Origin of the sequence: Sphingobium cupriresistens LL01, assembly GCF_001046645.1 — a bacterium.
Lineage (GTDB): Bacteria > Pseudomonadota > Alphaproteobacteria > Sphingomonadales > Sphingomonadaceae > Sphingobium > Sphingobium cupriresistens.
The window spans coordinates 106,500-129,696 of record NZ_KQ130436.1 but is presented as its reverse complement, the minus strand read 5'-3'; the positions used below and the strand labels follow the sequence as shown (position 1 = coordinate 129,696).

Annotated in this window: 24 protein-coding genes; 5 read left to right on the top strand and 19 right to left on the bottom strand. The window is 63.3% G+C overall.

What is annotated here, in order from left to right:
* Positions 1 to 177: 177 nt before the first annotated feature.
* Positions 178 to 483 carry a hypothetical protein gene (locus V473_RS24265; RefSeq protein ID WP_066607895.1) on the bottom strand — a complete coding sequence of 102 codons (306 nt, stop codon included), beginning with the start codon at positions 481 to 483 and terminating at the stop codon, positions 178 to 180.
* 374 nt (positions 484 to 857) lie between these two features.
* Between V473_RS24265 and V473_RS17245 the strand changes: the two genes are divergently transcribed.
* Positions 858 to 2,432 carry a Re/Si-specific NAD(P)(+) transhydrogenase subunit alpha gene (locus tag V473_RS17245; RefSeq protein ID WP_066607890.1) on the top strand — a complete coding sequence of 525 codons (1,575 nt, stop codon included), beginning with the start codon at positions 858 to 860 and terminating at the stop codon, positions 2,430 to 2,432.
* A gap of 13 nt (positions 2,433 to 2,445) precedes the next feature.
* Positions 2,446 to 3,897, top strand: a complete 1,452-nt coding sequence (locus V473_RS17240) for an NAD(P)(+) transhydrogenase (Re/Si-specific) subunit beta (RefSeq protein WP_066607887.1) — start codon at positions 2,446 to 2,448, stop codon at positions 3,895 to 3,897.
* A 78-nt stretch (positions 3,898 to 3,975) separates the two neighbouring features.
* Here V473_RS17240 and V473_RS17235 read toward each other — a convergent pair whose 3' ends face one another.
* The 6 genes from V473_RS17235 to V473_RS17210 all read right to left on the bottom strand — a co-directional run bounded on the left by V473_RS17235 (position 3,976) and on the right by V473_RS17210 (position 8,248).
* Positions 3,976 to 4,224, bottom strand: coding sequence for an S-adenosylmethionine decarboxylase family protein (locus V473_RS17235; RefSeq protein ID WP_082679186.1), 249 nt, complete (start codon positions 4,222 to 4,224; stop codon positions 3,976 to 3,978).
* Positions 4,225 to 4,284: 60 nt separating this feature from the next.
* Entirely contained in the window at positions 4,285 to 4,536 is a 252-nt protein-coding gene (locus tag V473_RS17230; protein ID WP_066608717.1) for a hypothetical protein, read from the bottom strand.
* A 192-nt stretch (positions 4,537 to 4,728) separates the two neighbouring features.
* A complete protein-coding gene (gene cofC, locus V473_RS23045) occupies positions 4,729 to 5,292 on the bottom strand; it encodes a 2-phospho-L-lactate guanylyltransferase (RefSeq protein ID WP_082679185.1) in 564 nt (187 codons plus the stop codon).
* Complete coding sequence (cofD, locus tag V473_RS17220) at positions 5,292 to 6,218, bottom strand: 2-phospho-L-lactate transferase (protein WP_066607879.1); 927 nt, start codon at positions 6,216 to 6,218, stop codon at positions 5,292 to 5,294. Before cofD ends, cofC begins: the two co-directional genes overlap by 1 nt.
* A complete protein-coding gene (cofE, locus tag V473_RS17215) occupies positions 6,215 to 6,952 on the bottom strand; it encodes a coenzyme F420-0:L-glutamate ligase (RefSeq protein ID WP_066607877.1) in 738 nt (245 codons plus the stop codon). Before cofE ends, cofD begins: the two co-directional genes overlap by 4 nt.
* 75 nt (positions 6,953 to 7,027) lie before the next feature.
* Positions 7,028 to 8,248, bottom strand: coding sequence for a cytochrome P450 (locus V473_RS17210; protein ID WP_066607874.1), 1,221 nt, complete (start codon positions 8,246 to 8,248; stop codon positions 7,028 to 7,030).
* A gap of 119 nt (positions 8,249 to 8,367) precedes the next feature.
* On the opposite strand from V473_RS17210, the gene V473_RS17205 reads away from it, so the two are divergent.
* The gene (locus tag V473_RS17205) at positions 8,368 to 8,733 is read left to right on the top strand and encodes a nuclear transport factor 2 family protein (protein ID WP_066608714.1); all 366 of its coding nucleotides are present in this window, start codon (positions 8,368 to 8,370) and stop codon (positions 8,731 to 8,733) included.
* Between the two features lie 23 nt (positions 8,734 to 8,756).
* Here the strand turns inward: V473_RS17205 and V473_RS17200 are convergent, their stop codons facing one another.
* The 3 genes from V473_RS17200 to V473_RS17190 all read right to left on the bottom strand — a co-directional run bounded on the left by V473_RS17200 (position 8,757) and on the right by V473_RS17190 (position 13,075).
* Entirely contained in the window at positions 8,757 to 9,557 is an 801-nt protein-coding gene (locus V473_RS17200) for an SDR family NAD(P)-dependent oxidoreductase (protein ID WP_066607871.1), read from the bottom strand.
* Positions 9,558 to 9,651: 94 nt separating this feature from the next.
* Positions 9,652 to 12,045 (bottom strand): TonB-dependent receptor, encoded by a 2,394-nt coding sequence (locus V473_RS17195; protein ID WP_066607868.1) that lies wholly within the window; start codon positions 12,043 to 12,045, stop codon positions 9,652 to 9,654.
* A gap of 151 nt (positions 12,046 to 12,196) precedes the next feature.
* The gene (locus V473_RS17190; RefSeq protein ID WP_066607864.1) at positions 12,197 to 13,075 is read right to left on the bottom strand and encodes a helix-turn-helix domain-containing protein; all 879 of its coding nucleotides are present in this window, start codon (positions 13,073 to 13,075) and stop codon (positions 12,197 to 12,199) included.
* A gap of 228 nt (positions 13,076 to 13,303) precedes the next feature.
* On the opposite strand from V473_RS17190, the gene V473_RS17185 reads away from it, so the two are divergent.
* The gene (locus tag V473_RS17185; protein ID WP_066607861.1) at positions 13,304 to 14,593 is read left to right on the top strand and encodes an MFS transporter; all 1,290 of its coding nucleotides are present in this window, start codon (positions 13,304 to 13,306) and stop codon (positions 14,591 to 14,593) included.
* 56 nt (positions 14,594 to 14,649) lie between these two features.
* On the opposite strand, the gene V473_RS17180 is transcribed toward V473_RS17185, so the two are convergent.
* From V473_RS17180 to V473_RS17170, 3 genes are all read right to left on the bottom strand, one after another.
* A complete protein-coding gene (locus V473_RS17180; RefSeq protein ID WP_066607858.1) occupies positions 14,650 to 15,045 on the bottom strand; it encodes a carboxymuconolactone decarboxylase family protein in 396 nt (131 codons plus the stop codon).
* Positions 15,042 to 15,890 carry an NAD(P)-dependent oxidoreductase gene (locus V473_RS17175; protein ID WP_066607857.1) on the bottom strand — a complete coding sequence of 283 codons (849 nt, stop codon included), beginning with the start codon at positions 15,888 to 15,890 and terminating at the stop codon, positions 15,042 to 15,044. The genes V473_RS17180 and V473_RS17175 overlap by 4 nt, the downstream gene beginning before the upstream one ends.
* Positions 15,891 to 16,017: 127 nt before the next feature.
* Positions 16,018 to 17,334 (bottom strand): MFS transporter, encoded by a 1,317-nt coding sequence (locus tag V473_RS17170; protein WP_129926261.1) that lies wholly within the window; start codon positions 17,332 to 17,334, stop codon positions 16,018 to 16,020.
* A 145-nt stretch (positions 17,335 to 17,479) separates the two neighbouring features.
* Between V473_RS17170 and V473_RS17165 the strand changes: the two genes are divergently transcribed.
* On the top strand, positions 17,480 to 17,749 hold the full coding sequence (locus tag V473_RS17165) for a hypothetical protein (protein WP_066607853.1): 270 nt from the start codon (positions 17,480 to 17,482) through the stop codon (positions 17,747 to 17,749).
* Positions 17,750 to 17,920: 171 nt separating this feature from the next.
* On the opposite strand, the gene V473_RS17160 is transcribed toward V473_RS17165, so the two are convergent.
* From V473_RS17160 to V473_RS17135, 6 genes are all read right to left on the bottom strand, one after another.
* The gene (locus tag V473_RS17160) at positions 17,921 to 19,051 is read right to left on the bottom strand and encodes a phosphotransferase family protein (protein WP_066607849.1); all 1,131 of its coding nucleotides are present in this window, start codon (positions 19,049 to 19,051) and stop codon (positions 17,921 to 17,923) included.
* Between the two features lie 3 nt (positions 19,052 to 19,054).
* On the bottom strand, positions 19,055 to 20,137 hold the full coding sequence (locus tag V473_RS17155; RefSeq protein WP_066607839.1) for a TIGR03857 family LLM class F420-dependent oxidoreductase: 1,083 nt from the start codon (positions 20,135 to 20,137) through the stop codon (positions 19,055 to 19,057).
* A gap of 61 nt (positions 20,138 to 20,198) precedes the next feature.
* Positions 20,199 to 20,654: a nuclear transport factor 2 family protein gene (locus tag V473_RS17150; protein WP_066608700.1), complete on the bottom strand. Its 456-nt coding sequence runs from the start codon at positions 20,652 to 20,654 to the stop codon at positions 20,199 to 20,201.
* Positions 20,655 to 20,668: 14 nt separating this feature from the next.
* Positions 20,669 to 21,862 (bottom strand): DUF1214 domain-containing protein, encoded by a 1,194-nt coding sequence (locus V473_RS17145; RefSeq protein WP_066608697.1) that lies wholly within the window; start codon positions 21,860 to 21,862, stop codon positions 20,669 to 20,671.
* 1 nt (position 21,863) lies between these two features.
* Positions 21,864 to 22,634, bottom strand: coding sequence for a tyrosine-protein phosphatase (locus tag V473_RS17140; RefSeq protein WP_066607836.1), 771 nt, complete (start codon positions 22,632 to 22,634; stop codon positions 21,864 to 21,866).
* A complete protein-coding gene (locus tag V473_RS17135) occupies positions 22,631 to 23,149 on the bottom strand; it encodes a VOC family protein (protein ID WP_066608696.1) in 519 nt (172 codons plus the stop codon). Before V473_RS17135 ends, V473_RS17140 begins: the two co-directional genes overlap by 4 nt.
* Between the last annotated feature and the right edge of the window lie 48 nt (positions 23,150 to 23,197).

The window sequence follows — 23,197 nt, the reverse complement described above, 5'->3', positions numbered from 1 at the left end:
CCTTGGCAGACATTTTGTGGATGCACGGCGATGTCGGGGGTAAAAGACGATGACGCCGGGCGATACGGTGATAAAACAGGGAGAGAGATGATGTCGAAACTGCGAAAGCATATGTCTATTTCGGCGTCTGCGATGGCGCTGGCCATGGCGCAAGACACTGTCGCCGGCCGACATCGGCTATGACGAAATCATCGTGACCGCGCGCAGTCGTTGCAGGATGTCAGCGTCGCGGTATCGGCGGTGAGCGCCGTCCGTCACCTTCGGCAACGACTTCGACCAGGCGAAGGTCTTTATCCGCGCCGTGGGCGCAAATACGTCCACCACCGGCAGCAGCACCGGCGTCGCGCGCCTTGCGCCGCTTGGTCCGGCCGGTATCGCGACCAAACCCCGCGACCTGGGCAGCGATGAACCGCCGTCGGTCAATAGCAAGAGCCAGTCATACACGGCGACCTTCAACTGGGAATTGAGCGACGCCTTTTCCATCACCAACGTCGCCGACTACCGCGATTTCAAGACTATGGCTTCCCACTCGGCTACCGCTACTGATCAGCGTGGACCGAACGAAGGCGGGAATGGGATTTCGATCCTGCCCCCTTTCTCGGTGTCCGGAAATCCGCCGTCCTGGCGCGCGGACGGGCCGGTCCATGAGAATGCCGGGAAGCTCTCTGGCAGGAGCGCAGAGCGCCAATCGAGCCGACGCGCATTTTCGCCCGACAGCGCATGATGCATCGGCCGAAGCGCTAAACTTCACCTTCTATGCCCTCAAGTCTTTCACTATAGCGCTATGGCGATCGATCGACCATTAGCGCATCGGCTGGATCACATCCGCGCTAAAAAAAGAGGGGGAGGAAGCCAGAGTGAGAATAGGTGCACCCAAAGAAGTGGCGCAAGGCGAGGCGCGCGTCGCGCTGACGCCCGACAGCGCTCTGCAATTGCAGAAACTGGGCCATATATGCCTTGTCGAAAGCGGCGCGGGCCAAGCAGCCGGCTTCGACGACGACAGTTATCGCGCTGCCGACGTGCAGGTGGTTGCAACCGCTGGCGAATTGTGGGCGGCATCTGACGTCATCGTCAAGGTGCGTCCGCCCGAAACAGAAGAGGCCGCGCGCCTTCAACCGGGCAAGTCCCTCATTTCCTTCTTTTATCCTGGACAGCGCAGCGACGAGCTGGCCGCGATCAGCGCGACTGGCGCCAATGTGCTGGCCATGGACATGGTGCCCCGCATCTCGCGCGCGCAGAAGATGGATGCGCTGTCCTCGATGGCGAACATTGCGGGCTATCGCGCCGTGATCGAAGCGGGCGCCAATTTCGGACGCTTCTTCACGGGCCAAGTGACCGCAGCGGGCAAGGTGCCGCCGGCCAGGGTGCTGGTGATCGGCGCGGGCGTCGCCGGCCTGGCCGCGATCGGCGCGGCGACGTCGCTTGGGGCGATCACGCTGGCCTTCGATGTCCGGCCGGAAGTCGCCGAACAGATTGAATCGATGGGCGCGCAGTTCGTCTATCTCGACTTTTCGGAGGAACAGCAGGATGGCGCGGCGACCGGTGGCTATGCCGCCCCGTCCAGCCCGGAATTTCGCGAAGCGCAGCTCAAGAAATTTCGCGAACTGGCCCCGAACGTCGATATCGTCATTTCCACCGCGCTCATTCCGGGGCGCGATGCCCCGGTCCTTTGGACCAAGGACATGGTCGAGGCCATGCGCCCTGGATCGGTCATTGTCGATCTGGCGGCGGAACGCGGCGGCAATTGCGAGCTGACGGTCACGGACGAGAAGATCGTTTCGCCAAATGGCGTTACGATCATCGGCTATACCGATTTCCCCAGCCGGATGGCGGCGCAGTCCAGTTCGCTCTACGCCAGCAATATCCGCCACATGCTGTTCGACCTGACGCCGGGCAAGGATGGCGTGATCGTCCATAATATGGAGGATGACGTAATCCGGGGCGCGACCATCGCCTTTGAAGGCGAGGTCAGCTTCCCGCCGCCACCGCCCAAGATCAAGGCGATCGCGGCCCAGAAGCCCAAACCCAAGGCGGAGGAACTGACGCCCGAACAGAAACGGGCGAAGGACGTCGCCGCCTTCAAGGCGCAGACTCGGTCGCAGGTCACGACTTTGATCGTCGCCGCGATCGTGCTGATCGCGGTCGGCGCCGTGGCGCCCGCCAGCTTCATGGCCCATTTCACGGTCTTCGTGCTGGCCTGCTTCGTCGGCTTTCAGGTGATCTGGAATGTCAGCCATGCGCTGCATACGCCACTGATGGCGGTGACGAACGCGATTTCGGGCATCGTCGTGGTGGGGGCCATGCTCCAGGTCGGGTCATCCAGCACCATCATTCTGGTTCTGGCGACGATTTCGATCCTGATCGCGTCGATCAATATCGTTGGCGGCTTCCTGGTCACGCGCCGGATGCTGGCCATGTTCCAGCGGTCCTAAGGGGGTAGATTTCATGTTCGATACCGGTGTGGTGTCCGCAGCCTATCTCTCGGCCGCGGTCCTTTTCATTCTGTCGCTGGGCGGCCTTTCCAATCAGGAAAGCGCCAAGCGCGCCGTATGGTACGGCATTGCCGGCATGGCCCTGGCCGTGTTGGCGACCCTCTTTGGCCCTGGAGCCGCCAATCTGCCGATCGTGGCCGGCACCTTCGCCGTCGCAGCAGTCATCGGCTGGATCGTGGCGATGCGAGTCCAGATGACCGAAATGCCTCAGCTTGTCGCTGCGCTGCACAGCTTCGTGGGGCTTGCGGCGGTCTTCATCGGCTTTAACGCGCATTTCGAACTGGAAACGGTGAATGCGCTCGATCCGGCCGCGCGTGAAGCGCTCACCGGCTTTGCCGGCCTGCTCGCGCACAAGACGCCGGTGGAGATCAACATCCTCAAGGTCGAGGCGTTTCTCGGCATCTTCATCGGTGCGGTCACCTTCACCGGATCGATCGTCGCGTTCGGCAAGCTCGCGGGCAAGCTGGACGGCAAGGCGAAGAAGCTGCCCGGCGGCCATGTCCTCAACGCTTCCGCCCTGCTGGCGTCGTTGGTTCTGATGGTGATGTATGTCGGCGATATCGGCGTGGAAGGCCGCGAACTGACCGTGCTGCTCGCCATGGCGGCGCTGGCGCTGTTCATCGGCTTCCACCTCGTCATGGGCATCGGCGGGGCGGACATGCCGGTCGTCGTCTCGATGCTCAACAGCTATTCCGGCTGGGCTGCGGCCGCAATCGGCTTCACCCTGGGCAACGACCTGCTGATCGTCACCGGCGCGCTGGTCGGGTCTTCGGGCGCGATCCTGAGCTATATCATGTGCAAGGCGATGAACCGGTCCTTCGTATCGGTGATCCTGGGGGGCTTCGGCGGCACGACCGGCCCGGCCGCGGAAATCGAGGGCGAGCAGATCGCGATCGACGCCGATGGCGTGGCCTCCGCGCTCAACGATGCGGACAGCATCATCATCGTGCCGGGCTATGGCATGGCGGTGGCGCAGGCGCAGCAGAGCGTGAGCGAACTCACCCGCAAGCTGCGGGCCGCGGGCAAGAATGTCCGTTTCGCCATCCATCCCGTTGCGGGCCGCTTGCCGGGCCACATGAACGTGCTGCTGGCCGAAGCCAAGGTGCCCTATGACATCGTGCTGGAAATGGACGAGATCAACGACGACTTCCCTTCGACCGACGTCGTGATCGTCATCGGATCGAACGACATCGTCAATCCGGCGGCGCAGGATGATCCCAACTCGCCGATCGCGGGTATGCCGGTGCTGGAAGTGTGGAAGGCCAAGCAGGTTTTCGTGTCGAAGCGTGGTCAGGGCACCGGCTATTCCGGCATCGAAAACCCGCTTTTCTACAAGGACAATACAAGGATGTTCTACGGCGACGCCAAGGTCGCGGTGGACAGCCTGCTCGGCAAACTGGCCTGAACGCGCCTGTCAGGGAATATGTCGATGGTTTCGGCATATTCCCTGGACGCCTTCATCAGGATCGCGCCATCCGCGGGGTCACCCCCTACGCACCATGGTCCAGGTTATGCGCTCTGGCGCCAGATGATCCGCCAAAGTCGCAAGCGCCGCCGCCGAATCATGGCGCGCGCCGCTTAGAAAAATGTCGATGGCGGCATAGCCATGTTTGGGCCAGCTGTGGATCGACATATGCGATTCGGCGATCAGCGCGGGCTGCAAGCCGGTCTGGCTGAACAGGCGGGTCAGGACACGCCGCCAGCGCACCGACATAGTCGAAGGTCCGGGCATTATGTCATATCCGGTTACCGCACGCTGGCTTTTTCCACGGCTCAATCGTCAATAATTCGATTATAAGGCCCGAATATTCAACATGGCCGCGATCTGTTCTTCGGCCGCGGTTGCTTCAGCGACGAGCAGGCGCAAGGCCTTTGCCGTGTCGTCCAGAAGACCGGCGCCAATAGGTCGCTCGCCATTTATGAAGCGGCGAATGGCCCTCTCGTCTATCCCAAGGCGCCGCGAAAAAGCGGTGACGCCACCAAATAGTTGAACGCAATAAGCGAAATGCTCACGTTGTTCATCCTCGGAAATTGACGCAGCCATTATTTCCCTCTTTGGTTCATGGTCTGCCGCCATAATCTATCTTGGCGATGAAACGCAATCGACCCGGCCACACCCTCTTAAATTCAACGGTCGTTCAGTGGCCCCGTCCGCCCTCCACCGCCCGAATCCTGCGGGGGAGGCACCGAAGTTTATGTTGATTGAGAGGGGAGCCGACAGTCGGCTTCGTCCCCACTATGACAAAATTCGCCCCGCAGATATGCCCCTGAGGTCTTCGGGCACATCAATGTCGAAACCAAGGCCCTCAGTCTCAACGATCGCCGCCTGCAATCGCTGGCTCCGATGACGGGCAAGACTGTTCGGACCAAAGGCGAACGCAAACGGATCGACATCGGCCAAAGCTACAGCATTGGTCCCCTGGCCATGGCGATCCGGCGCGAAAGCCGCGCCGGCATCTTCCGCGGCCGCCAAAAGACGCGCGATGTCGCCAGCGACCAATTTGGGCAGGTCGGCATGAACCACGACGAAACGAGATGTCCCGAACCGAAGGCGCGCCGCAGTCAGTTCGCGGTTCAATCCCCTTCCTTCATCCCGCACCCAGGCGCATGGCCAGTCAAGGGGAGCGGCCGGCGCCAGAAGGCGCACCATCCCCACCGCTTCGACTTCCGCCACGCAATCAACCACGCGCCGGGCCATATCCGCCGCCAACATCATCCTCTGTCGCGCATCTAGCACACCGCCCAACCGCGACTTGGTGTCGGGCCCTTGCTTCCAGGGGATGATCACATTCCATTGCATCAGGCGCGCAGCCGGGTCGCCAGGTCCAACGCCGCCTGCGCCACCCGCATTTTATCGGCAAGCGTCGTCATCAATGTGGCGCACCGCGCAATGGCGATGTCCGTCCCATCGCACGGATCGCCGCTGTCGATCAGCATGGCGTCGATCAATCCGGCATAATGCTGCGCAATGCTGTCATTATCGACAGGCATGTGCAGTTCGCCCATCAGTTTCGCCGTCGGCCCCTTCACCGCTTTACCATTGATCAGCGGGGAGACGGCGACGACCGGCGCAGACGTCCGCGCCAACGCCGAACGCACGCCCGGCACCGCCAGCAAGGGGTCAACGCTCAAAAAAGGATTGGAGGGCGCGATGAGCACCGCGTCGGCGGACAGGATCGCGTCCACGACGCCGGGAGCGGGCCTCGCCTTTTCAGCGCCCTCGAACAGGATGGCGCGGACGACCGGCGCGCACCGCTGTTCGACAAAGTAGCGCTGAAATTCCATCAGGCCGTCATCGGTGGCCAGCATCGTCGCAACGGGATCGTCGCTCATCGGCATGATGCGGCTCGCAATATTCCATCGGGCGGCGAAGCTGGCCGTGACCTGGGACAGGGATTCGCCCTGCGCCATCCTATGCGTGCGCAACACATGCAACGCCATGTCGCCGTCGCCCAGCGCGAACCAGTCCGGCCCGTCCAATTCCCGAACGGCCGCCATGAAAGCCCAGCTTTCCCCTTCCCGCCCCCAACCCTGCGCCGCATTGGCCTTGCCCGCCAGCGTGTAGAGCAAAGTATCAACGTCGGGCGACACATGGAGGCCCAGATGACGAAAATCATCGCCTGTATTGACGATCGCGGTCAAGGCGCCGTCGGGCAGGATATGGGACAGGCCCAGGGCCAGCTTGGCTCCGCCTACCCCGCCCGTCAGAACCACGATCTGTGTCATGCAAACAGATCCTCGTGCACCGGGCGGACCAGATCGGCGGCAGGTCGGGCCATGCCCCGCAGCGGATAGCCCCGGATCACCGCAGCGGGAATACCCTCCGCCCCCTCGCCCGTCGCCAGGCAAGCGGCGGTCGCGATAATATCGCCCAGCGCGATCTGGGTGACTTCCAGCGTGCGACCGTCGCGATCCATTTCACCCCGGCGGTCGTCGAGCGCGGGCAGTCCCGCCGCGCCGATGGCGACCGCGACCACACCCATGCGCCATGGTCGGCCAAAACTGTCCGATATGACCACCGGCATGTCCAGTTGCCGGTGCAACAGGGCCGCCGTTCCATCCGGGTCGACCGGCAGGAGCAGCGCGCGATCGCCGTTCCCTGCGCCGATATTGGACCGGTCGATGCCTGCGTTCGCCATGACATGGCCCAACCGGTGGCGGGCGATCAGAACATGTGGCACGGCCCGCAAGATAGCCGTGGATTCGTCCAGCACCAGCTGGACCAGTCGCGCATCCTTGCGGGTGATCGCCGCCAGTCGCTGCGCCTCTTGCCCCGGCACGACGTCATCCAGAACGACGAAACGCCCCTGCGCCTTCGAAACGATCTTCTGCGTGACGACCAGCACATCGTCATGATGGCACTCCATGCCGCACCGCTGCATCGCGGCCAACAGCAAAGCCGCCAGATCATCGCCCGGACGAACCTCTCCAATCCCCGTCAAGGGGGTGATTTCTATCATGCGCGGCTATCCTTCGGCGTCACGCCTTCTCGTGCGACGCCACGGCCTCTTCGTCAACCTCGACGATGACGGGACTCACCCCCATTGCAGGTGCAGGTCGGGGACGTGCAGGATGTTGCCGACGAAATAGGGCACTTTGAACCCGTCCTTGACCCGGAATTGCGGCAACATGCCGACAAATTCCTCTACCGCGATCTGCAATTCCAGTCGCGCCAGATGCATCCCCAGGCATTTGTGAATGCCGCTGCCCAATGACATATGCGGCGCCTTGCGGTCGAACCGGATCGCCTGCGGATCTTCATAATAGGCCGGGTCGCGGCCGATGACCGGCGAACAGAAGGCGACATAATCGCCCGGCATGATCGTCTGCCCGTGAATTTCGATCACCTTGGTGGCGATGCGGAACGCCGTGACCGGCGCGAAGGCGCGCAGAAACTCCTCCACAGCCAGCACGATCAGCGACGGGTTGGCGCGCAATTCATCCTGCTTGTCGGGGTTTGCGGCCAGATAGTTGAAGATATTGCCCAGCAGCGACGTGACCGTGTCCAGCCCGCCGATATAGAGGTTGAAGCAATGGCCCAGCACCTCGTCGTCGTTCCACAGGCGGCCGTCCACCTCGAACGTCAAGATCTTGCTGATATAATCGTCGCGCGGCGCGACCCGGCGCGCCTCGATTTCCTCCATCAGGTAATTTTTGACGCTGCGCACCGCATTGCCGCGCACTTCCCAGTCATTGCTGTGGAGCAGTTCCTTTTCCCATTTCAGGAATTCTGCCATCCGCTCCTGCGGCAGGCCCAGCAGGTCCAGCACGATGAAGATCGGGAATTTCTCGGAAAAATCGGCGATGAAATCGCATTCGCCCTTGTCCTTGAATTCCTCGATCAAGGCGCGGGCGCGTTCACGCACCTGTTCCTTCATGGCGAACATCTTTTGCGGAGCGAAATGGCTATTGAGCGCCTTGCGATAGCCGGTATGGACCGGCGGATCGGCCTCGGTCGGGATCACCAGCCAGTTTTCACCGATATTCTGCGCCCATTTGCCCATGCCGTTCTTGGTGAAATTATCCGCGTCGCGCAGCATCGCCTGCACGTCGTCGGCATTTTTCAGCAGCCATCCGGGCTGATCGCCGGGGAAGATATTGGTGACATAGGTGATCGGCGGCAATTCCGCGTGCATTTGCGGGATCAGCACGTCCTGCGGATTGTCGTAGGTCACCTTGCGCGCGAACAGCGGCAGGGCCATCGCCAGATGCGCGGGCACATGGTCCGGCAGGGGCTTTTGTGCGAGTGCGGTCATATAAATCTCCGAACGGGAACGGGATGAAAAATGTCCTTGCCAAAGACAGGTGCGGCACATGCCGCCTGCCCCAATCTAGCCGCGACGCGGATGGACCGCGACGACAGGAGGCGATGGACATGAACGAGGCAGCGACGCTGGATCTGGAACAGGCGATCCGCGACAATTACCGATTGTGGAACGAGGGCAAGCGGGACGAACTGGACCGGCTGTTCGCAGCGCTCGGACCGGATGGCTTCACCATAGAATATGTCGGCGCCCCCGCGGTGGACGGACCGGCCGCCATGACCGATATGTGGACGCAATATGGCGGCCAGTGCACGACCGATCCGGTCGAGGTGATCGTCAACGGGTCGGAAGGCGCGGCCTATGTGCTCAACCGGCTCCAGACGCCGGACGGCATCGTCACCCTGCCGAGCCTGGAAACCTACAAGGTCGATGGCGGGCGGCTGACCATCCGCTATTTCCACCGGACCGCGCATTAGGGATCGGCAGGCGGCGGCCATGGTCAGTCCGCCGCCTGCATGAAAGCCAGCAGGTCGGCATAATGGGGCTGATGCACCAGCCCGCCGCCGGAAATCGAGATATTCTCTCCCGTGATGTAGCGCGCTTCGTCCGACGCCAGGAAAGCGACCAGCGCGGCTATATCTTCCGGCGTGCCGAATTCGGGCGTCAATATGTGCCGCTTGATGATGTCCTTCAGGCCCGGCACCGTCTTTTCCAGCGCCGGGGTCAACACCACGCCCGGCGCAATGCTGTTGCACCGGATATTCTGCCGTCCATGCTGGGTGGCGACATATTTGGTCAGGCCGATGATCGCGGCCTTGGACGATCCATAGGCGATGCGCGCCAGGTCGCCCGCCGTGCCCGAATTGGACGCGGTGTTGATGATCGATCCGCCACCGCCCGCAACCATATGGGGAATCGCATATTTGCACCCCAGCAGATAGCCGGTCAGGTTGACGTCCAATATTTCGCGCCAGATGCCGATGGGAATGTCGACGGCGGTGGTGTCCTGCGGGCTTTTGGCCGGGTCGGTCATCGCCGCATTATTGTGCAATATGTCCAGCCGCCCGAAATGATCGACGCAACGGTCCACCATCGCCTTGACCGACGCCGGGTCGGCGGCGTCGAACTGCACCGCCAGCGCCTTGTCGCCCAGCGGCTGCGCGGCGCGGGTAGCGGCATCCTCGAACAGGTCGGCGATCACCACGCGCGCGCCTTCCGCGACCATCCGCATGGCCACCGCCGCGCCGATGCCGCCGCCCCCGCCCGTTACGATCGCGACCCTGTTTTCCAACCGCTTCATATACCGACAATCTCCGTGTGCGAGCGTCCGGGAGAAGGCGATTGCGTCAAAGCCTTCTCCCATAGCCCCCTTTTATCCGATCAGCCGTGGCCGATCAGAATCTGAACGTCGTTTCCACGCCATAGGTGCCCGGCTGCCCGACATAGGCGGCCGCGATGCCCAGCGTCCGATAGAGATCGGGGAAGCGGCGCAGCAGATATTTCTTGTCGCCGATATTGCGGCCATAAACCGCGATTTCGACATTGGGATTTTCCAGCTGGAAGGCGATACGGCCATTGAAGATGCCGTAGCCTGGCACCCGACCCAACCGGTTTTCGACATCATAGGCCGCCTTGGTCGCCGCCGAAGCCTGATCCGCCGCCTTCACCGCGTCGAAATGCTGTGCGCCGATATAGGCATAGGCACCCGTCACGGCCAGCGTGCCGCCGCCCAGCGGGATTTTCTGCGTCGCGCTGATGTTCAGCTGCTTCTTGGGCGTCTGGAGCAACGGCAGGCCGCTCAGATCGACGACGCAGCCATTGACCACGCCTTCGGGATTGGTGCAGCCGCTGCCCGCAATGACCTGAGTCTCGCTGAATGTCCCCTTGACATATTTGCCGTCCTGCAAGCTGCCATTGACGCTCAGCGTCATGCCTTCCCATGGCACGACGGTCAGTTCGTTTTCGATGCCCCAGATTCGGACCTTGCCGTTATTCTGGATATATTGGGTCACGCCGATGCCAGGGACGAAACTGTTGACGATCGCCTGATTGTCGTCCTTCCACGTATGGAAGATGGCGGTATTGAACCGCACCCGCCGGTCAAACAGGTCGATTTTCAAACCGGCTTCCACGTCCTTGACCTTTTCCGGGGCGAAGGCGGGCAGACCGCCGGCGCGCAAATTCCATCCGCCCGCCTTGGCCGCACCACGGGTGGCGGCATAGAGGAAGATATTGTCCGCCGCCTGCCAGTCGATGCCCAGATTCCAGGCGGGATAGTTGAACTTGGCGTTCTGCACCTGGTTACAGGTCGTGGCGGTCACTGGCTCAGACGGCGTCACGGTGCAATTGATGCCGGTGGGCGTGCCCGCGACCGGGACATCATAGGGGCGACCCAGAACCTGCGCATTGTGCAGCACGCTGTCGCGCGTGTCCCAGGTATAACGGAAACCGCCGACCGCACGCAGCGTCGGTGTCAGCTCATAATAGGCCTGGGCGAACAGGCCGAACGTCTTGTTGGTGACGTCCGCGTTGGAATCGCGGATCAGACCGCCGAAAATCTGCGACCGGCTGAACTCATAGCCGCTTTCCTTGCCCGCATAGGCGCCGGTGATGAAGCTAAGGCTGTCGGTGATATTGCCGGAAATCTGCAATTCCTGCGACACATAATAGGAACCCGAACCGGCGAAGGTGCCCAGCAGCGGCACGGCCGTGCCGTCGGTATCGCTCAGGCCATAATTCATCGAATGGCGATAGCCGGTGATGGATTTGAGGTTCAGCCCACCCAGTTCGACATTGATCGTCCCGGAAAAGCCATAGACTTCCAGCGTGTTGAACGGCTGCACTCCGTAAAGCGCCTGCGCTTCGGGGGTCAGCGCGCCGATCCCCGCCGCGATCGACGTGCCGGTCGCGGTATTGTCCCACCAGTTCGCCTTCTTGAGCAGCCCGGCGGTCAGGCCGGGCTGGAACGGCGCCGGAACGATCGCGGGGTTGAAAGTCCACAGCGCCGTCTGCTGACCCTGGTTGGTCTGGCGATTCCAGTCGGCCGACAGCGTCACATCCCAGCCATTGCCGTCATATTTCAGCTTGCCGCGCAGGAATTTCGATTTGTTGTCCGAAAAATCGCGGTTGTTGAGCGGGTTGGTGCCATAGCCTTCGCGGTCGTTGATCGCGCCGCTCACGCGGATCGCCAGATCCTGCGCCAAGGGCACGTTGACGCTCGCCGACACGCCCAGATTGTTGTAATTGCCATATTCGGCCTTGAACATGCCGCTCAGCTGATCGTCGGGATCGCTGGTGATGATGTTGATCGCGCCGCCGGTCGTGTTGCGGCCGAACAATGTGCCCTGCGGCCCGCGCAGCACTTCCAGTCGCTGAATATCCTGAAGATCGGTCATGCCAGTCGACGGACGGGGAATATAGATGCCGTCGATATAGGTGGCGACTGCCGGATCATTGGCCAAAATCGGCTGGAGATTGCCCTGACCGCGAATGGCGACGAACACGATGCCGTCGCCGCCTGCAGAACCGCGCCCGATAACCAGGCCCGGCGCGGTGCGCTGAAGATCGACGACCGTCTCGACTTTTGCGGTGGTCAGCGCTTCGGGGTTGAGCGCCGTGACCGCGATCGGCGTGGTCTGAAGGCTTTCCTCGGTCCGGCGCGCGGTGACGACGATGTCCTGGATGCCGCTGACGGCGCCGGTCTGCGGCGCCTGCGCCAGCGCGGGCTGCGCCAGTGCGGCGATCAGCGCGCCGGTGGCGACGGTTCCCAAAGTGACAGATTTCTTCATAAATCCTCCCTGATTATTTTTTGTCGAGCGATGCTTGTGCAGTCTGGTGTTGCGAGCAGCGGTTTAACGGGGTGCGGTTTGGCCTGACAGGGACCGCATCCTGATTGACTGTGCGGCGACAGATTTTGGCCGCCGTCCGATATTTTGCCTGTCAGTGCACCTGCGTGGGCTGGCAGCGATAATCTTTGGGCGTCTGGCCGGTCGCCGCGCGAAATGCGGCGGAAAAGGCGGACGTGCTGCTGAAACCGCAGCGCCAGCTGACTTCCTTGATCCGGCTGCTGTCGCCGCGCAGCAATTCCTTGGCCAGCGCGATGCGGCTGCGCGCGACGAATTCGCCCAGGCTGACGCCGGTGCCGTCCTTGAACACGCGCGCGACATGGCGCACGCTCATATTGCATCCGCGCGCGATGTCGGCCACGCCCAGCGGACCGGACAGATTGTCCATCACATAATCGACGATATGGCGCACCTGCCGCCCGCACCGCGACGCGCCGCCGCCCAGATCCTGCGGTCCCATATGCCGCACCAGTTCGACCGCCAGACCCATCATCATGGATTCGATCAGCGTCTGGCTGGCAAAGCCGGGCGAACGCAGTTCCGCCGCCAGCCCCTCGAACATCCGGCGCATCGCGATATTCTGCACATCCGCGCACGGGTCCAGCCCCTGAAGCGGGCGCCGGCCCTCGAACAATTCCTCCAGAAACATGTCGCCCAGCGCGACGCAGACCAGATGTCGTTCCTGCAAGGCGGGTTCGCCGACATATTGGCGGTGCGGCGGCATATAGAGGATGTCGCCCGCCGCCGCGCGCCGGTTCGGCCCGCCCATGCTGACGATGCTGCGGCGCGGCTGGCTGTCGAGCGAATAGTCGAGATAATGTTTTTCCGGGCTGAACACGCCGGTGCACGGCAAGACCCAGTTGAAGTGGCGCACGTCCACCCGTGCGTCACCCATCGTCGCCATCGCCTCGATATAGAAGTTGTTGACGCCGAACCTTTGCTGGTCGGTCCAGTCGCTCTCCGGTCGAAACATGGTTTCCTCCGTCCGTTTCTATTCTGTCTTTCCCCTTCACTAGCCGATCATCGCTGCTCGGCCTCTATCTTCGGGTAGGTAGGACCATGGCCCATATGCGACATGATCTGGCCCATCGACGGCACAGCCCCCGGTGGCGTGCACCCGCCAGCCAGTTAGGCTGCACCATTCAAAAAAGACGGAGAGGCCCGCCATGCACATCCCCCCTATCCAACGACGGTGCGCGGCATGAAGGCGCGGATGGAAAAGCCGACCGCCATGGGCCGCTATCCCTGGTATGTGCTGGGCATATTGACCCTGGCGCAAACCTGCCATGGCATCGACCGCGCCATCATCGGGCTGGTGCTGGCCCCGGTCGGGCGTGAATTTGCGCTGACCGACGGGCAATTGGGTATCCTGGCGGGCTTTGCCTATGGCATCTTCTTCGCGCTTGCCGCTTTGCCCTTCGGCATGGCCGTGGACAGGTGGAACCGGCGCAACCTGATGGCCGCGGCGCTGACGTTGTGGAGCGGGGCGACCGCGCTGTGCGGGCTGGCGACCGGCTTCTGGACGCTGGTCATCGGCCGCGCCGCCGTCGGCACCGCAGAAGCGGGCGGGTCGCCCACCGGCATGTCGCTGCTCAGCGACTATTTCGGGGAAGACCGGCGCGCCACCGCCATCGGCATCTGGTATCTGAGTTCGGGCATCGGCCTGGCCATCGCCTTCGTCGTGGGCGGGGCGATCGTCCAGAACGTCGGCTGGCGCTGGGCCTTCGTCGCGGCGGGCGTGCCGGGGCTGCTGCTCGCCCCCATCCTGCTGCTGACCGTGCGCGAACCCAGGCGCGGCGCGCTCGATGCGCCCACCCCGGCGCAACGCGACGATCCCGCCGGCCTGATGCAGCGCATCGGCCTGCTCGCCGCGCGGCCGGGTCTGCTCTACTGCATCGGCGCGATCGTCCTGATCGCGGCGGGCATTTACGGCATGAGCACATGGCTCACCACCTTCCTCATCCGGGTCCATGACATGCCGATCGCGCGGGCAGGCACACTGATCGCCATCGCCTATGGCGGGCTGGGGTCGCTGGGCGGGTTCCTCGCGGGTTGGGTGATCGACGCAATCAACCGGCGGCGCGGCGGGTTCGATCCGGCGCGCACCGCCCTGTTCGGCGCGTTCATCCCGCTGCTGACCGCCGTCACCGGCATCGCCACCATGCTGGTCCAGGACTTGCAACCCATGCTGGTCCTGATGATGGCCTGCGGCTTCCTCAGCGCCTCCTATAATGGTCCCATCTATGCCGTCATCGTCACGATTGCCGGGCCGCGCCTGCGCGGGCTGGCCGTATCTGTGGTGCAACTGGGCGCCAACCTGATCGGCGTGGGCGCTGGCACCTATCTGATCGGCGCGGTCAGCGATTATGTCGGCGGCAATGAAGGCGTCGCCTGGGGCATCGGCACCGCCATGCTGTTCACCTTCGCCGGTGGCCTGATGCTGCTGATGGCGTCGCGCGCCATCCGCCGGTCGCCAGCGCCCGGCGCATGAAAAACGGCCCGGTCGTGTCCGACCGGGCCGCCCCTTTTTCTGTCATGGCCGCTGGCTTATTCGCCCGCCGCTTCACGCTCCGCGCGCCGCGCCTTGGCCGCCTCTATCCCGCGGAACACCGTGGTCGTATTACCCGCCCCGGCGTAGAAGAGGATGAACAGCGGCATGAAGTCCAGTTCCTCATCGGTAAATTCGCCATTGATAAGCGCGCCGTTCATCTGGATTTCGACCAGATCGGCCCGCCCCAGCATCGCCGTGGCGCCCAGTACCAGCAACCGCTTTTCGCGCATCGACAATATGTCGCTGGCCCATAAATTCGCGAACTGGTTGCCCACGATTTCCTGGTTGAAGGCGGAATCGCGAAACGGCAGCGTCATTGCCGACGTGCCCGGTCCATAGACCTTGTCGAAAACCTCCAGACCCTTCTGCCACTGTGCTTCGTCGACCTTCATGCCTTCTCTCCCATCACATCGGCCATGCCCACGACCGCCTGGTCGGTGCGGCGCGTCAATTCGATCAGCGGCAAGGTGATGCCATAGCTGCGCGCCAGGTCGATCGCCGCGTCCAGATCCTTTATCATCAGCGCGCGGGTATATTCGCGGATCGCCGCTTCCTGTTCGCTCGACGCCGGATCGTCGCGCACCGCCAGCATCAACGGCCCGCCCACGCTGTCGGAACTGGCGTCGATCACCTCGCTCAACTGGCGCACGTCCACGCCCGCATTGCGGCACAGGATCGCGGCTTCATAACCCGCGCGCAGCCCGCCGAACACGATGACGTTGCGCGCGATCTTGGCCGCCATGCCCGCGCCCGGTCCGCCCATATGCGCGACCAGCTTGGCAAAGCCGTCCAGCACGGGGCGCACCCGCGCGACGCTCTCGTCCGTACCGCCGACCAGGCAGACCAGGCCGTTTTCGCGCGACTTGGGACCGCCGGTTACGCCGCAATCGACCAGGTCGACGCCCGCCGCGTCGGTCAGCGCGCGAATCGCGTTCAGATCCTCGATCGAAACGGTCGCGACCAGCACGATGCTCATCCCCGGCCGCGCCTGCGCCAGCACGCCGTCGGGACCGGACAGGACATCCACCGTCTGCTTGGCATTGACCACCGCGATGATGACGACATCGGCCTGCCGCGCCAGTTCCGCCGGGCTGGCCACCACCGCGGGCACGCCGTCCAGCGTGTCGGACGCATCGGCCCGCACGTCATAGACCGCCGCCAACTGGCCGCTGCGCGCCAGGCAGATGGCGACGCCCGCCCCAATCTGTCCCAATCCGATTACGCCTGCATTCTTCATCCTCAACATCCTTTCCGTCGCTTGTTAGCGATACTGTGGTCGTGATGGCGACAGCCTGACACAGCCATGGCCCCGGCGTCATCCCGCACCGAACGCGGTGGCCGAACATCGACAGCTTTGCCGCCAATCACGACGCATTTGCCGCCCGTGGCAACCGCCGCGCCGCCAGCAGATAATGGCCCACCGCCAGCAACAGCACGAACGCGGCCAACTGCATACTCAACTGCAACCCATCCGCCGCCGCGCTCAGGCAGGCGGGCGCGGGCTGCCCCGTCCGGCAATCGGCGGCATAGTCGCCGGCATAGAGAAAGACGGCCAGCCGGTCGCTCAGATAACCCAAAATCACAGACCCCAGCCCCAGTCCGGCGACCGTCTGCCCGAAACTGTGCAGCGCGGCGGCCGACGCGCGCATCCGTGGTTCCACCAGCGACTGCGTTATTGTCATGATCGCGGGGATGAACGCATAAAGCAGCGCGGTCGCGACGAACAGGAAACCGATCAGCCAGCGCCAGTCGGACTGCTGTATCGCCAGCAGGTAGAGCGGCAACGCGATTCCCACCGCAATCGCGGGCGCCCACCCGCCCCAGCGCATGTCGCGGCGAATCAGATGGCCGATCAGATAGCCGCCGCTCACCTGTCCCACCATCGTCGCCAGGCTGAACGACAGGGCGAATATCATCCCCGCCTGCGCCAATGGCAGGTCGTATCGCCGCACCAGCAGCGGGATCAGGAACAGGTTTGTGCCAAAACCGACCATGCCGACGAAACCACTGCCAAAGGTCAGATGCAGGAAAGCGGGCGACCGGCCCAGACGCCGCAGCACCGCGCCGAAGGGCGGTGTGTCCGCCCGGTCGCCCGCGTCGGTACGGGCAGGTTCCGGGATGGTCAGGAACAGCAGCGCCGCCAGCAACAGGCCCGGCGCACCGACCGCCACCAATGCCATGCGCCAGCCGAAATGCTGCGCGATCGCGCCGCCGCCGATCGCCGCGATCGCCCCGCCCAGCGGCACGCCCAGCGCGATCAGCGAAAAGACGACTGCGCGCCGCCCGGCGTCGAATCGGTCGGAAATCATCGACACCAGCGCCGGGGTGAAACCTGCTTCCCCCACGCCCACCCCCATCCGGCACAATAGCAACTGGATATAGCTGCCCGCCATGCCCGTCAGCGCCGTCATGAATGACCATAGCAGCGTCACCGCCGCGATGATCCGCACCCGGCTGTAGCGTTCGGCCAGCCGCGCCAGCGGGATGCCCAGAATCGCATAGAAGAAGGAGAAAGCCAGCCCGCCCAGCAAGCCCAGTTGCAGGTCGCTCAGTTGCAGGTCGTGACGGATCGCTTCCCCCACCACCGCAATGATGGTGCGATCGATGAAATTGAACATATAGATCGCGCCCAGCAACAGCAGAAACCAGCGGTCGCGTGCGCCAAAACCCGTCATTTTCATCCTCGCCCCTGCTTTGGCCATCATCGGGCCTTATCCTGTATCAGTACAGATAGAACAGAATCTTTCCTATGTGTATTGGTTTTCTCTTGAAACTGTCTCCGGCCTGCGCCAACAGGTTGATAGAATCGACAAGAGGATATTGGACATGAAGATGATAATCACGCTCGCCGCCCTCGCCATGGCTACGCCCGCGCTGGCGCAGGCGCCCGCTGTCGATCGCAACGCAGCGATTTTTTCCGCCGAAGGGACCAAGATCGGCAAGGTCGACAAGGTTGTGACCGCCGACGATGGCGCGCTTGCCGCTGTCCGCGTCATCTATCGCGGCAAGTTCATCACCATCCCCGCCGCGACGCTCAGCACCGGGGAAAAGGGCGTGACGACCAGCCTGTCGAACGCCGACCTCAAGAAATTCTGATCCCGCTCGACGGTTGCGCAAAGGGCGGCGGGGGATGCTTCCCCCGCCGCCCTTTTGCCTGGCATCGACACATAAACAAAACTTGTTCATTTAATCGTTAGCCTGCTAATTAAATCACGCCTTTGTCGCCATGACTGTCCATCTTGCTGTCTACTAATGGCGCCCGCCCGATCAGGCCGCATCCTCCTCCACCGGCGTCAGATTCTTCATGAACGCCACAAAATCCGGGCCGAATTGCGGCACCGGCAGGCCCAGTTTTTCCGCCAGATATTGCGTCATGAAATTGTCGTTCAGCGACTTGTTGGTCGCCGGAATGTTGCCGATCCCGACCTGCCGGTCGAACGCGCCCACCGCAACCAGCGCCATGCGCAACGCAGCCACAATATCATAATAATCCAGATGCCGGGCCTTCTGCCCGGACGCCGCTTCCCAGATCGCGACCGTCTCGTCCCGGCTCGGCAACCCCTCCAGCCGGGTGACGCCGAAACGCCGCCCGAACAGGTCGTCGAAATAAAGCCACCAGGCCAGATCCAGCTCCGCCGGGCCAAGCGCGGCCAGTTCCCAGTCGATCAGCGCATTGACGCTGCCGTCCGGCGCGAACATCACATTCGACGGCGTGGGATCGCCCCACAGCACATTGACTCCCGCATCGTCGGGCATGTTCGCCCGCACATAGGCCATCGCCGCATCCACGATCGGCATGGACCGGCCCCGGCCCGCCGCCCTGTGCCACGCCTCCAGCGCGCCGACATATTGGTCCAGCCCCGGCTGGCCATTTTCGGGCTGCGCCAGAAAATCGAACCCGTCGCGCCAGTCGATCGTCGCCATGCTGGCAAAGGCGGAAATGGCGTTGGTAAAGCTGGCGCGGCGCTGGTCCGGCGTCATCTCCACCAGCCAGCCGTCCAGATTATAATTGGGCTTCTGCCTGGCGCACTCTCCCTCGACCTTGCCCATCACCAGGAAGGGCAGGCCAAGAATGTCGGACTCCAGATACATGCCGATCCACGGCGGCACGGGCAGGTCGCCCCGCGCATAGAGCGCGGCCATCATCTTGCCCTGCAACGCCAGGCTGCTGCCGAACACCACCTCCAGGTCCATCGGCTGCCGACGCACCACCAGCGTCTGGTTCTGTGTGCCGGCGGAGTCGACATAATCGACATCGACAAAGAAGATATCGGCGGAAAATCCTGCCCCCAGCGTGACGTTCAGCGGGCGGACGACAATGTCGCGCCAGTCGGGTTTTTCATTGGCCAGCCAGCCCTGCAACTGGGTGGTGATGCGCTCCGGCGTCAGAAACTCCATGACTTACAGCCCCTTCGCCGCCAGCGCGCGCTTCAGTTCGCTGGTCAGCAGACCCATGTCCTTGGGCGATGATCCATGCAGCAATATCTCGTCCGCGCCAGCGTCCAGATAGGCCATCAACTGATCGGCGCACTGCGCCGCCGTGCCGACCGCCGCGCCCTCGTCCAGCCATTGCTGCGGGATCAGCTTGCTGACATCGACCAGTTCCTGCCGCGTATAGGCCTGATCGGCGGGCTTGCCGTTCAGGCTGGCGATCTTGGGATGGGCGCGGATCTGCTCCAGCACGCCCTTGTCCCAACCGTTGATGTCCACGATCAGGTCGCCGAAACCGGGCAGTTCGAAATAGGTGATGGCGCGGCCACCGACGACCGCCTCCTCCTCATCCTTGGGCAGGTCGGGCGCGACGATGATATTGTGGTAGATGCGCACCGCCATCGGATCGCGCCCCGCCTTTTCCGCAGCGTCGCGCACGATCTTGACGCTGTTCTTCACCCCCTGCGCCGATACGAAGGGGTGCAACAGCACCCCGTCGCAATGTTCGCCGGCAAATTCCAGGCTCTTGGGACCGATAGCGGTAAAGATGATCGGCGGCGGCGTGCCGCCATGGCGATCGGTCAGGCTGATCGCGGGGAATTTTCCCAATATGCCGTCATAATCCACCTTCTCCCCCGCCCACAGGCGACGGCAGATGGAAATAAGGTCGGCCAGCCGCTCCATCGTGATCGGCGGCGATCCCAGCATCTTCATATAGGCCGGGACGGCGCGCGCGAACATCAGGCGGAATCGGTCCCCGCTCATCGCCTGCATCAGGTCCGCGACGCTGGCGGTGACCAGCGGGTGACGCATCGTGGCATACATGGTGCCGGTGATGCGGATCTTCGACGTCGCCTGCGACACTGCGCCTGCCAGCACGGCGGGTTCCTTCAGCGCATAGCGTTCGGAAATCCATACGCAGCCCAGGCCGATCCGCTCGGCCTCCTGCGCTTCCTCTATCCCCCGGCGCGGATCGCTGACCCGTCCGGGCAGGATATAGGTGCCGAACTTGTCGAACAACGCCTGCGCGCCGGGTTCCATTGCTGCCGTCATATCCTGTCCTCTCAAATCCATGGCGGGCAGGATTGCCGCGCAGCACAGGCGGCGCAACCTGTCAAAGGACAGGCGCGGGATGCACTTCGACATAGAGGCGGGTCAGCTTGAGGAAGGCGATCTTCCACACGCCGTCGACGCGCACATAGCGTTCGGTATAATGGCCAAAGCCAGTGATCGACTCGCCGCCGGGGATCGGGCATGTGCCCGGCGCCCATACCACCCGGTCCTGCATCGCGGTGACAACTTCGGCACTGTCGCCGTGCAGGGCGATTTCGGACGAGTGGACCTGATGCGCGCTCTGCGCGTCGATGACGGCGGAACGCACCTGTTCCAGGATCGCGGCATGGCCGCTGATTGGGGGATGGCCGGTATCCTCCTGCACGTCCATCACCGCGTCCGGCGTGAACAGGGCTATGAAGCCATCCCAATCCTTCGTATCGAGCAGGCGGCAATAGCGCGCCTTCACCTGACGGATCGCCTCATAATCCAGCAGCATGGCCAGTGCGTCGCTCATGATCGCCTCCTCCCTCACCAGATGACGCGCATCTGCGCGCGCAATGTCCGTTCGCGGATCGCGGCGTCGCGCGCCTGTGGCGTCACCAACATGGTGTCGGCGGGCAGATGCTCACGCACCTCGGCCAGCTTCACCTTGCGCATCGTCGGCGTCGGGCGCGCGCCGCTGTTGAACCAGCGTCCCTGCACCGCGCCGCTGGCATAGCCTGCGGTATCCAGCCAGTTGTGAACGCCCGGATCGCGCGCGGAAATGACCGCGCGGAAGATGCCGTCACCATCGACCACCGCCTGCGCATCGTTCAGGCTCGACTGGTTGTGATACCAGTCGGTCGTCTCATAAAGTTCGTTGGTCAGGATCAGCGACCAGTAAGCGACATCGGCCGGAATCCGCACTTCGGTAATCAGCGCCTCATCCTCGGCCAGATCATAGGCGCCCTCATAATAGGACTGGCGGGCCAGCCCCGTCATCTGCGAAAAATCCACGACCTTGAGCGTGTTGATCAACCCTTCGTCACGCAGTTTCTGCACCTTGTCGGGGAAGGCCAGCGCACAAACCGCCGCCGTTGTCGGTATCTCGGCAAAGCGATGGGCCAGTTGCGCCAGCGTCGGCCGCCCCTTGGCGGCGCGTTCCGCGTCCAGCCGGACGATGCCGAAACGCGGCTCCCGCTCCACGCCCCAGTCGCACCCGACGATCCGCACCATCAACTTTTCGGTGTCCGGTTTCAGTTCCCACCAGTCGCCGCTGTAGCCATCGGGCCGGGCGGGCGAGAGGATCACATCGAATTCGCCATCCGGGCCGATCGTTAGATCGTCGAAATCATTGGCGTCCTGCGCGGGATGATGCTGCCCGGTGCGCAGCGTGTCGGGGCCAAGCTGGGCCAGAATCATCATCCGCGTTGTGCCCCGGTCGCCCCGGATGCGATAGGTGCCGCCCTTCTCGATCAGCGCCGCCTTGTAGATGGTGTCGGCATTGGGCTGAAAGATATTCTGGCAGATATTGAGTTCGGGCACGAACATCGGATGGCTGCGATCGTGCATGATCGCGTCATTGGCGGTGCGCAGCACGCCCGCCAGCAACAGTCGCATCGCTTCCTGCATCACCTGCGCATCGTCATGCAGCCGCGGCGGAATCCGGTCGCGCATCTGCTGGCCCAGCGGGCGCAACTGATCGAGCAACTGCTCCCATTCGTAAATCGCCATGTCCGTCATGTCATTCTCCGCCCATAACAAGAAGCTGCCGCAGCGCGTCGCGTCGCGCCGCATCCACCCCCGCCGCCTGGAAATAGTCGTCGATCCCGCCCCATTGCGTCCCCACCACGTCCAGCGCGCGGTTCAGGAAGTCGGCATGAACACCGATCAGCACAGCGACCATTGCGTCGGGGGGGACGAAGCCGAAAGTCTTTTGCAGATCCCGCTTCAAATGGCCCGACATGACAAGATTCTGGCCGAACACGTCGGACCGGGCATAGTCGGCGCCAATGACGTCGCGCGGCACGCCCAGCAGGTCCAGAATCAGCGCGATCACCACCCCGGTGCGGTCCTTGCCCGCGGTGCAATGGACCAGCATCGGCGTATCGCCCGCCAGCAACGCATCGACCATCGGCGCGACATGGGGCAGGAACGCCTGCGGCATCAGGCCGTAATTATGGGTCATGACCGCAATGGCCCGCGCCTGCGTCGGATCACGCCCCAGCGTCATCCACATTTCCTCCCCCTGCGCGCGCAGGTCGGTGTTCATGTCGAGGTCTAGGATGCGGCAATCGGCCCCACACCAGTCGTGCGGCGCCTTGTCCCGCTCCATTTCCGACCGCAGGTCCGCCACCGCGCGAACGCCCAGTTCGGCCAGCTCGGCATGATGTTCGGCGACGAAACTGGCCGGACCTTCGGACCGGAACAGGATGCCGGGTCGCACCTGTCCGCCATGGATCGTCGGCAATCCGCCGATGTCGCGAAAGTTGAGGCGGGACAGCGCGATCGTCATGCCGCGTTCTCCACCGCCGGATAGGCAGGCACGATAGCCCCCATCTGCGCCAGCAGGTCGGGCGACATCCACACATGCTCGACATAATGGCCCAACGTCGCGCGCTCGTCAGTATAGATGAAGCGCAGCATGTCACCCACCGCCCCTTCGAACACCACCGGATGCGCCGCAAGGTCCAGCGAGGCGACATGCGCGTCCCAATGCGCCATCGGCCCCTCGATCCGGCTGGCGATATGGTGGAAGCAGATGGCCAGTCCCTCCCGGTCGGGCAGCACGTCGCTGAACAAGGGCGCGGTATCGCCGACCGGCTCGATCAGTTCGATTTCCACCCCGCCGACCACGGCCAGCGCGATCTTGAGCACCGGCTTGCCGGCCGGGTCTTCGCCCGGCTGGATGTTCGACATTTCGAAAAAGCCGGGCGTCCCATATTCGGCCGCCAGCCGCGCCATCGCGGCCTCCATATCGTTGGTGACATAGGCGATCTGGGAATGGTGACTGTTGGGCCGGGCAAACATGCGCTTCTCCTGTGGGGCGTGCCGGATCAGCCGCATCGCGACCCGCCG

Bases quoted from the DNA above. Each gene is read 5' to 3' on its own strand.
- V473_RS24265 (WP_066607895.1), bottom strand. From the start codon at position 483: ATGGAAAAGGCGTCGCTCAATTCCCAGTTGAAGGTCGCCGTGTATGAC.
- V473_RS17240 (WP_066607887.1), top strand. From the start codon at position 2,446: ATGTTCGATACCGGTGTGGTGTCCGCAGCCTATCTCTCGGCCGCGGTC.
- V473_RS17235 (WP_082679186.1), bottom strand. From the start codon at position 4,224: ATGCCCGGACCTTCGACTATGTCGGTGCGCTGGCGGCGTGTCCTGACC.
- V473_RS17230 (WP_066608717.1), bottom strand. From the start codon at position 4,536: ATGGCTGCGTCAATTTCCGAGGATGAACAACGTGAGCATTTCGCTTAT.
- cofC (WP_082679185.1), bottom strand. From the start codon at position 5,292: ATGCAATGGAATGTGATCATCCCCTGGAAGCAAGGGCCCGACACCAAG.
- cofD (WP_066607879.1), bottom strand. From the start codon at position 6,218: ATGACACAGATCGTGGTTCTGACGGGCGGGGTAGGCGGAGCCAAGCTG.
- cofE (WP_066607877.1), bottom strand. From the start codon at position 6,952: ATGATAGAAATCACCCCCTTGACGGGGATTGGAGAGGTTCGTCCGGGC.
- V473_RS17210 (WP_066607874.1), bottom strand. From the start codon at position 8,248: ATGACCGCACTCGCACAAAAGCCCCTGCCGGACCATGTGCCCGCGCAT.
- V473_RS17205 (WP_066608714.1), top strand. From the start codon at position 8,368: ATGAACGAGGCAGCGACGCTGGATCTGGAACAGGCGATCCGCGACAAT.
- V473_RS17200 (WP_066607871.1), bottom strand. From the start codon at position 9,557: ATGAAGCGGTTGGAAAACAGGGTCGCGATCGTAACGGGCGGGGGCGGC.
- V473_RS17195 (WP_066607868.1), bottom strand. From the start codon at position 12,045: ATGAAGAAATCTGTCACTTTGGGAACCGTCGCCACCGGCGCGCTGATC.
- V473_RS17190 (WP_066607864.1), bottom strand. From the start codon at position 13,075: ATGTTTCGACCGGAGAGCGACTGGACCGACCAGCAAAGGTTCGGCGTC.
- V473_RS17185 (WP_066607861.1), top strand. From the start codon at position 13,304: ATGAAGGCGCGGATGGAAAAGCCGACCGCCATGGGCCGCTATCCCTGG.
- V473_RS17180 (WP_066607858.1), bottom strand. From the start codon at position 15,045: ATGAAGGTCGACGAAGCACAGTGGCAGAAGGGTCTGGAGGTTTTCGAC.
- V473_RS17175 (WP_066607857.1), bottom strand. From the start codon at position 15,890: ATGAAGAATGCAGGCGTAATCGGATTGGGACAGATTGGGGCGGGCGTC.
- V473_RS17170 (WP_129926261.1), bottom strand. From the start codon at position 17,334: ATGAAAATGACGGGTTTTGGCGCACGCGACCGCTGGTTTCTGCTGTTG.
- V473_RS17165 (WP_066607853.1), top strand. From the start codon at position 17,480: ATGAAGATGATAATCACGCTCGCCGCCCTCGCCATGGCTACGCCCGCG.
- V473_RS17160 (WP_066607849.1), bottom strand. From the start codon at position 19,051: ATGGAGTTTCTGACGCCGGAGCGCATCACCACCCAGTTGCAGGGCTGG.
- V473_RS17155 (WP_066607839.1), bottom strand. From the start codon at position 20,137: ATGACGGCAGCAATGGAACCCGGCGCGCAGGCGTTGTTCGACAAGTTC.
- V473_RS17150 (WP_066608700.1), bottom strand. From the start codon at position 20,654: ATGAGCGACGCACTGGCCATGCTGCTGGATTATGAGGCGATCCGTCAG.
- V473_RS17145 (WP_066608697.1), bottom strand. From the start codon at position 21,862: ATGACGGACATGGCGATTTACGAATGGGAGCAGTTGCTCGATCAGTTG.
- V473_RS17140 (WP_066607836.1), bottom strand. From the start codon at position 22,634: ATGACGATCGCGCTGTCCCGCCTCAACTTTCGCGACATCGGCGGATTG.
- V473_RS17135 (WP_066608696.1), bottom strand. From the start codon at position 23,149: ATGTTTGCCCGGCCCAACAGTCACCATTCCCAGATCGCCTATGTCACC.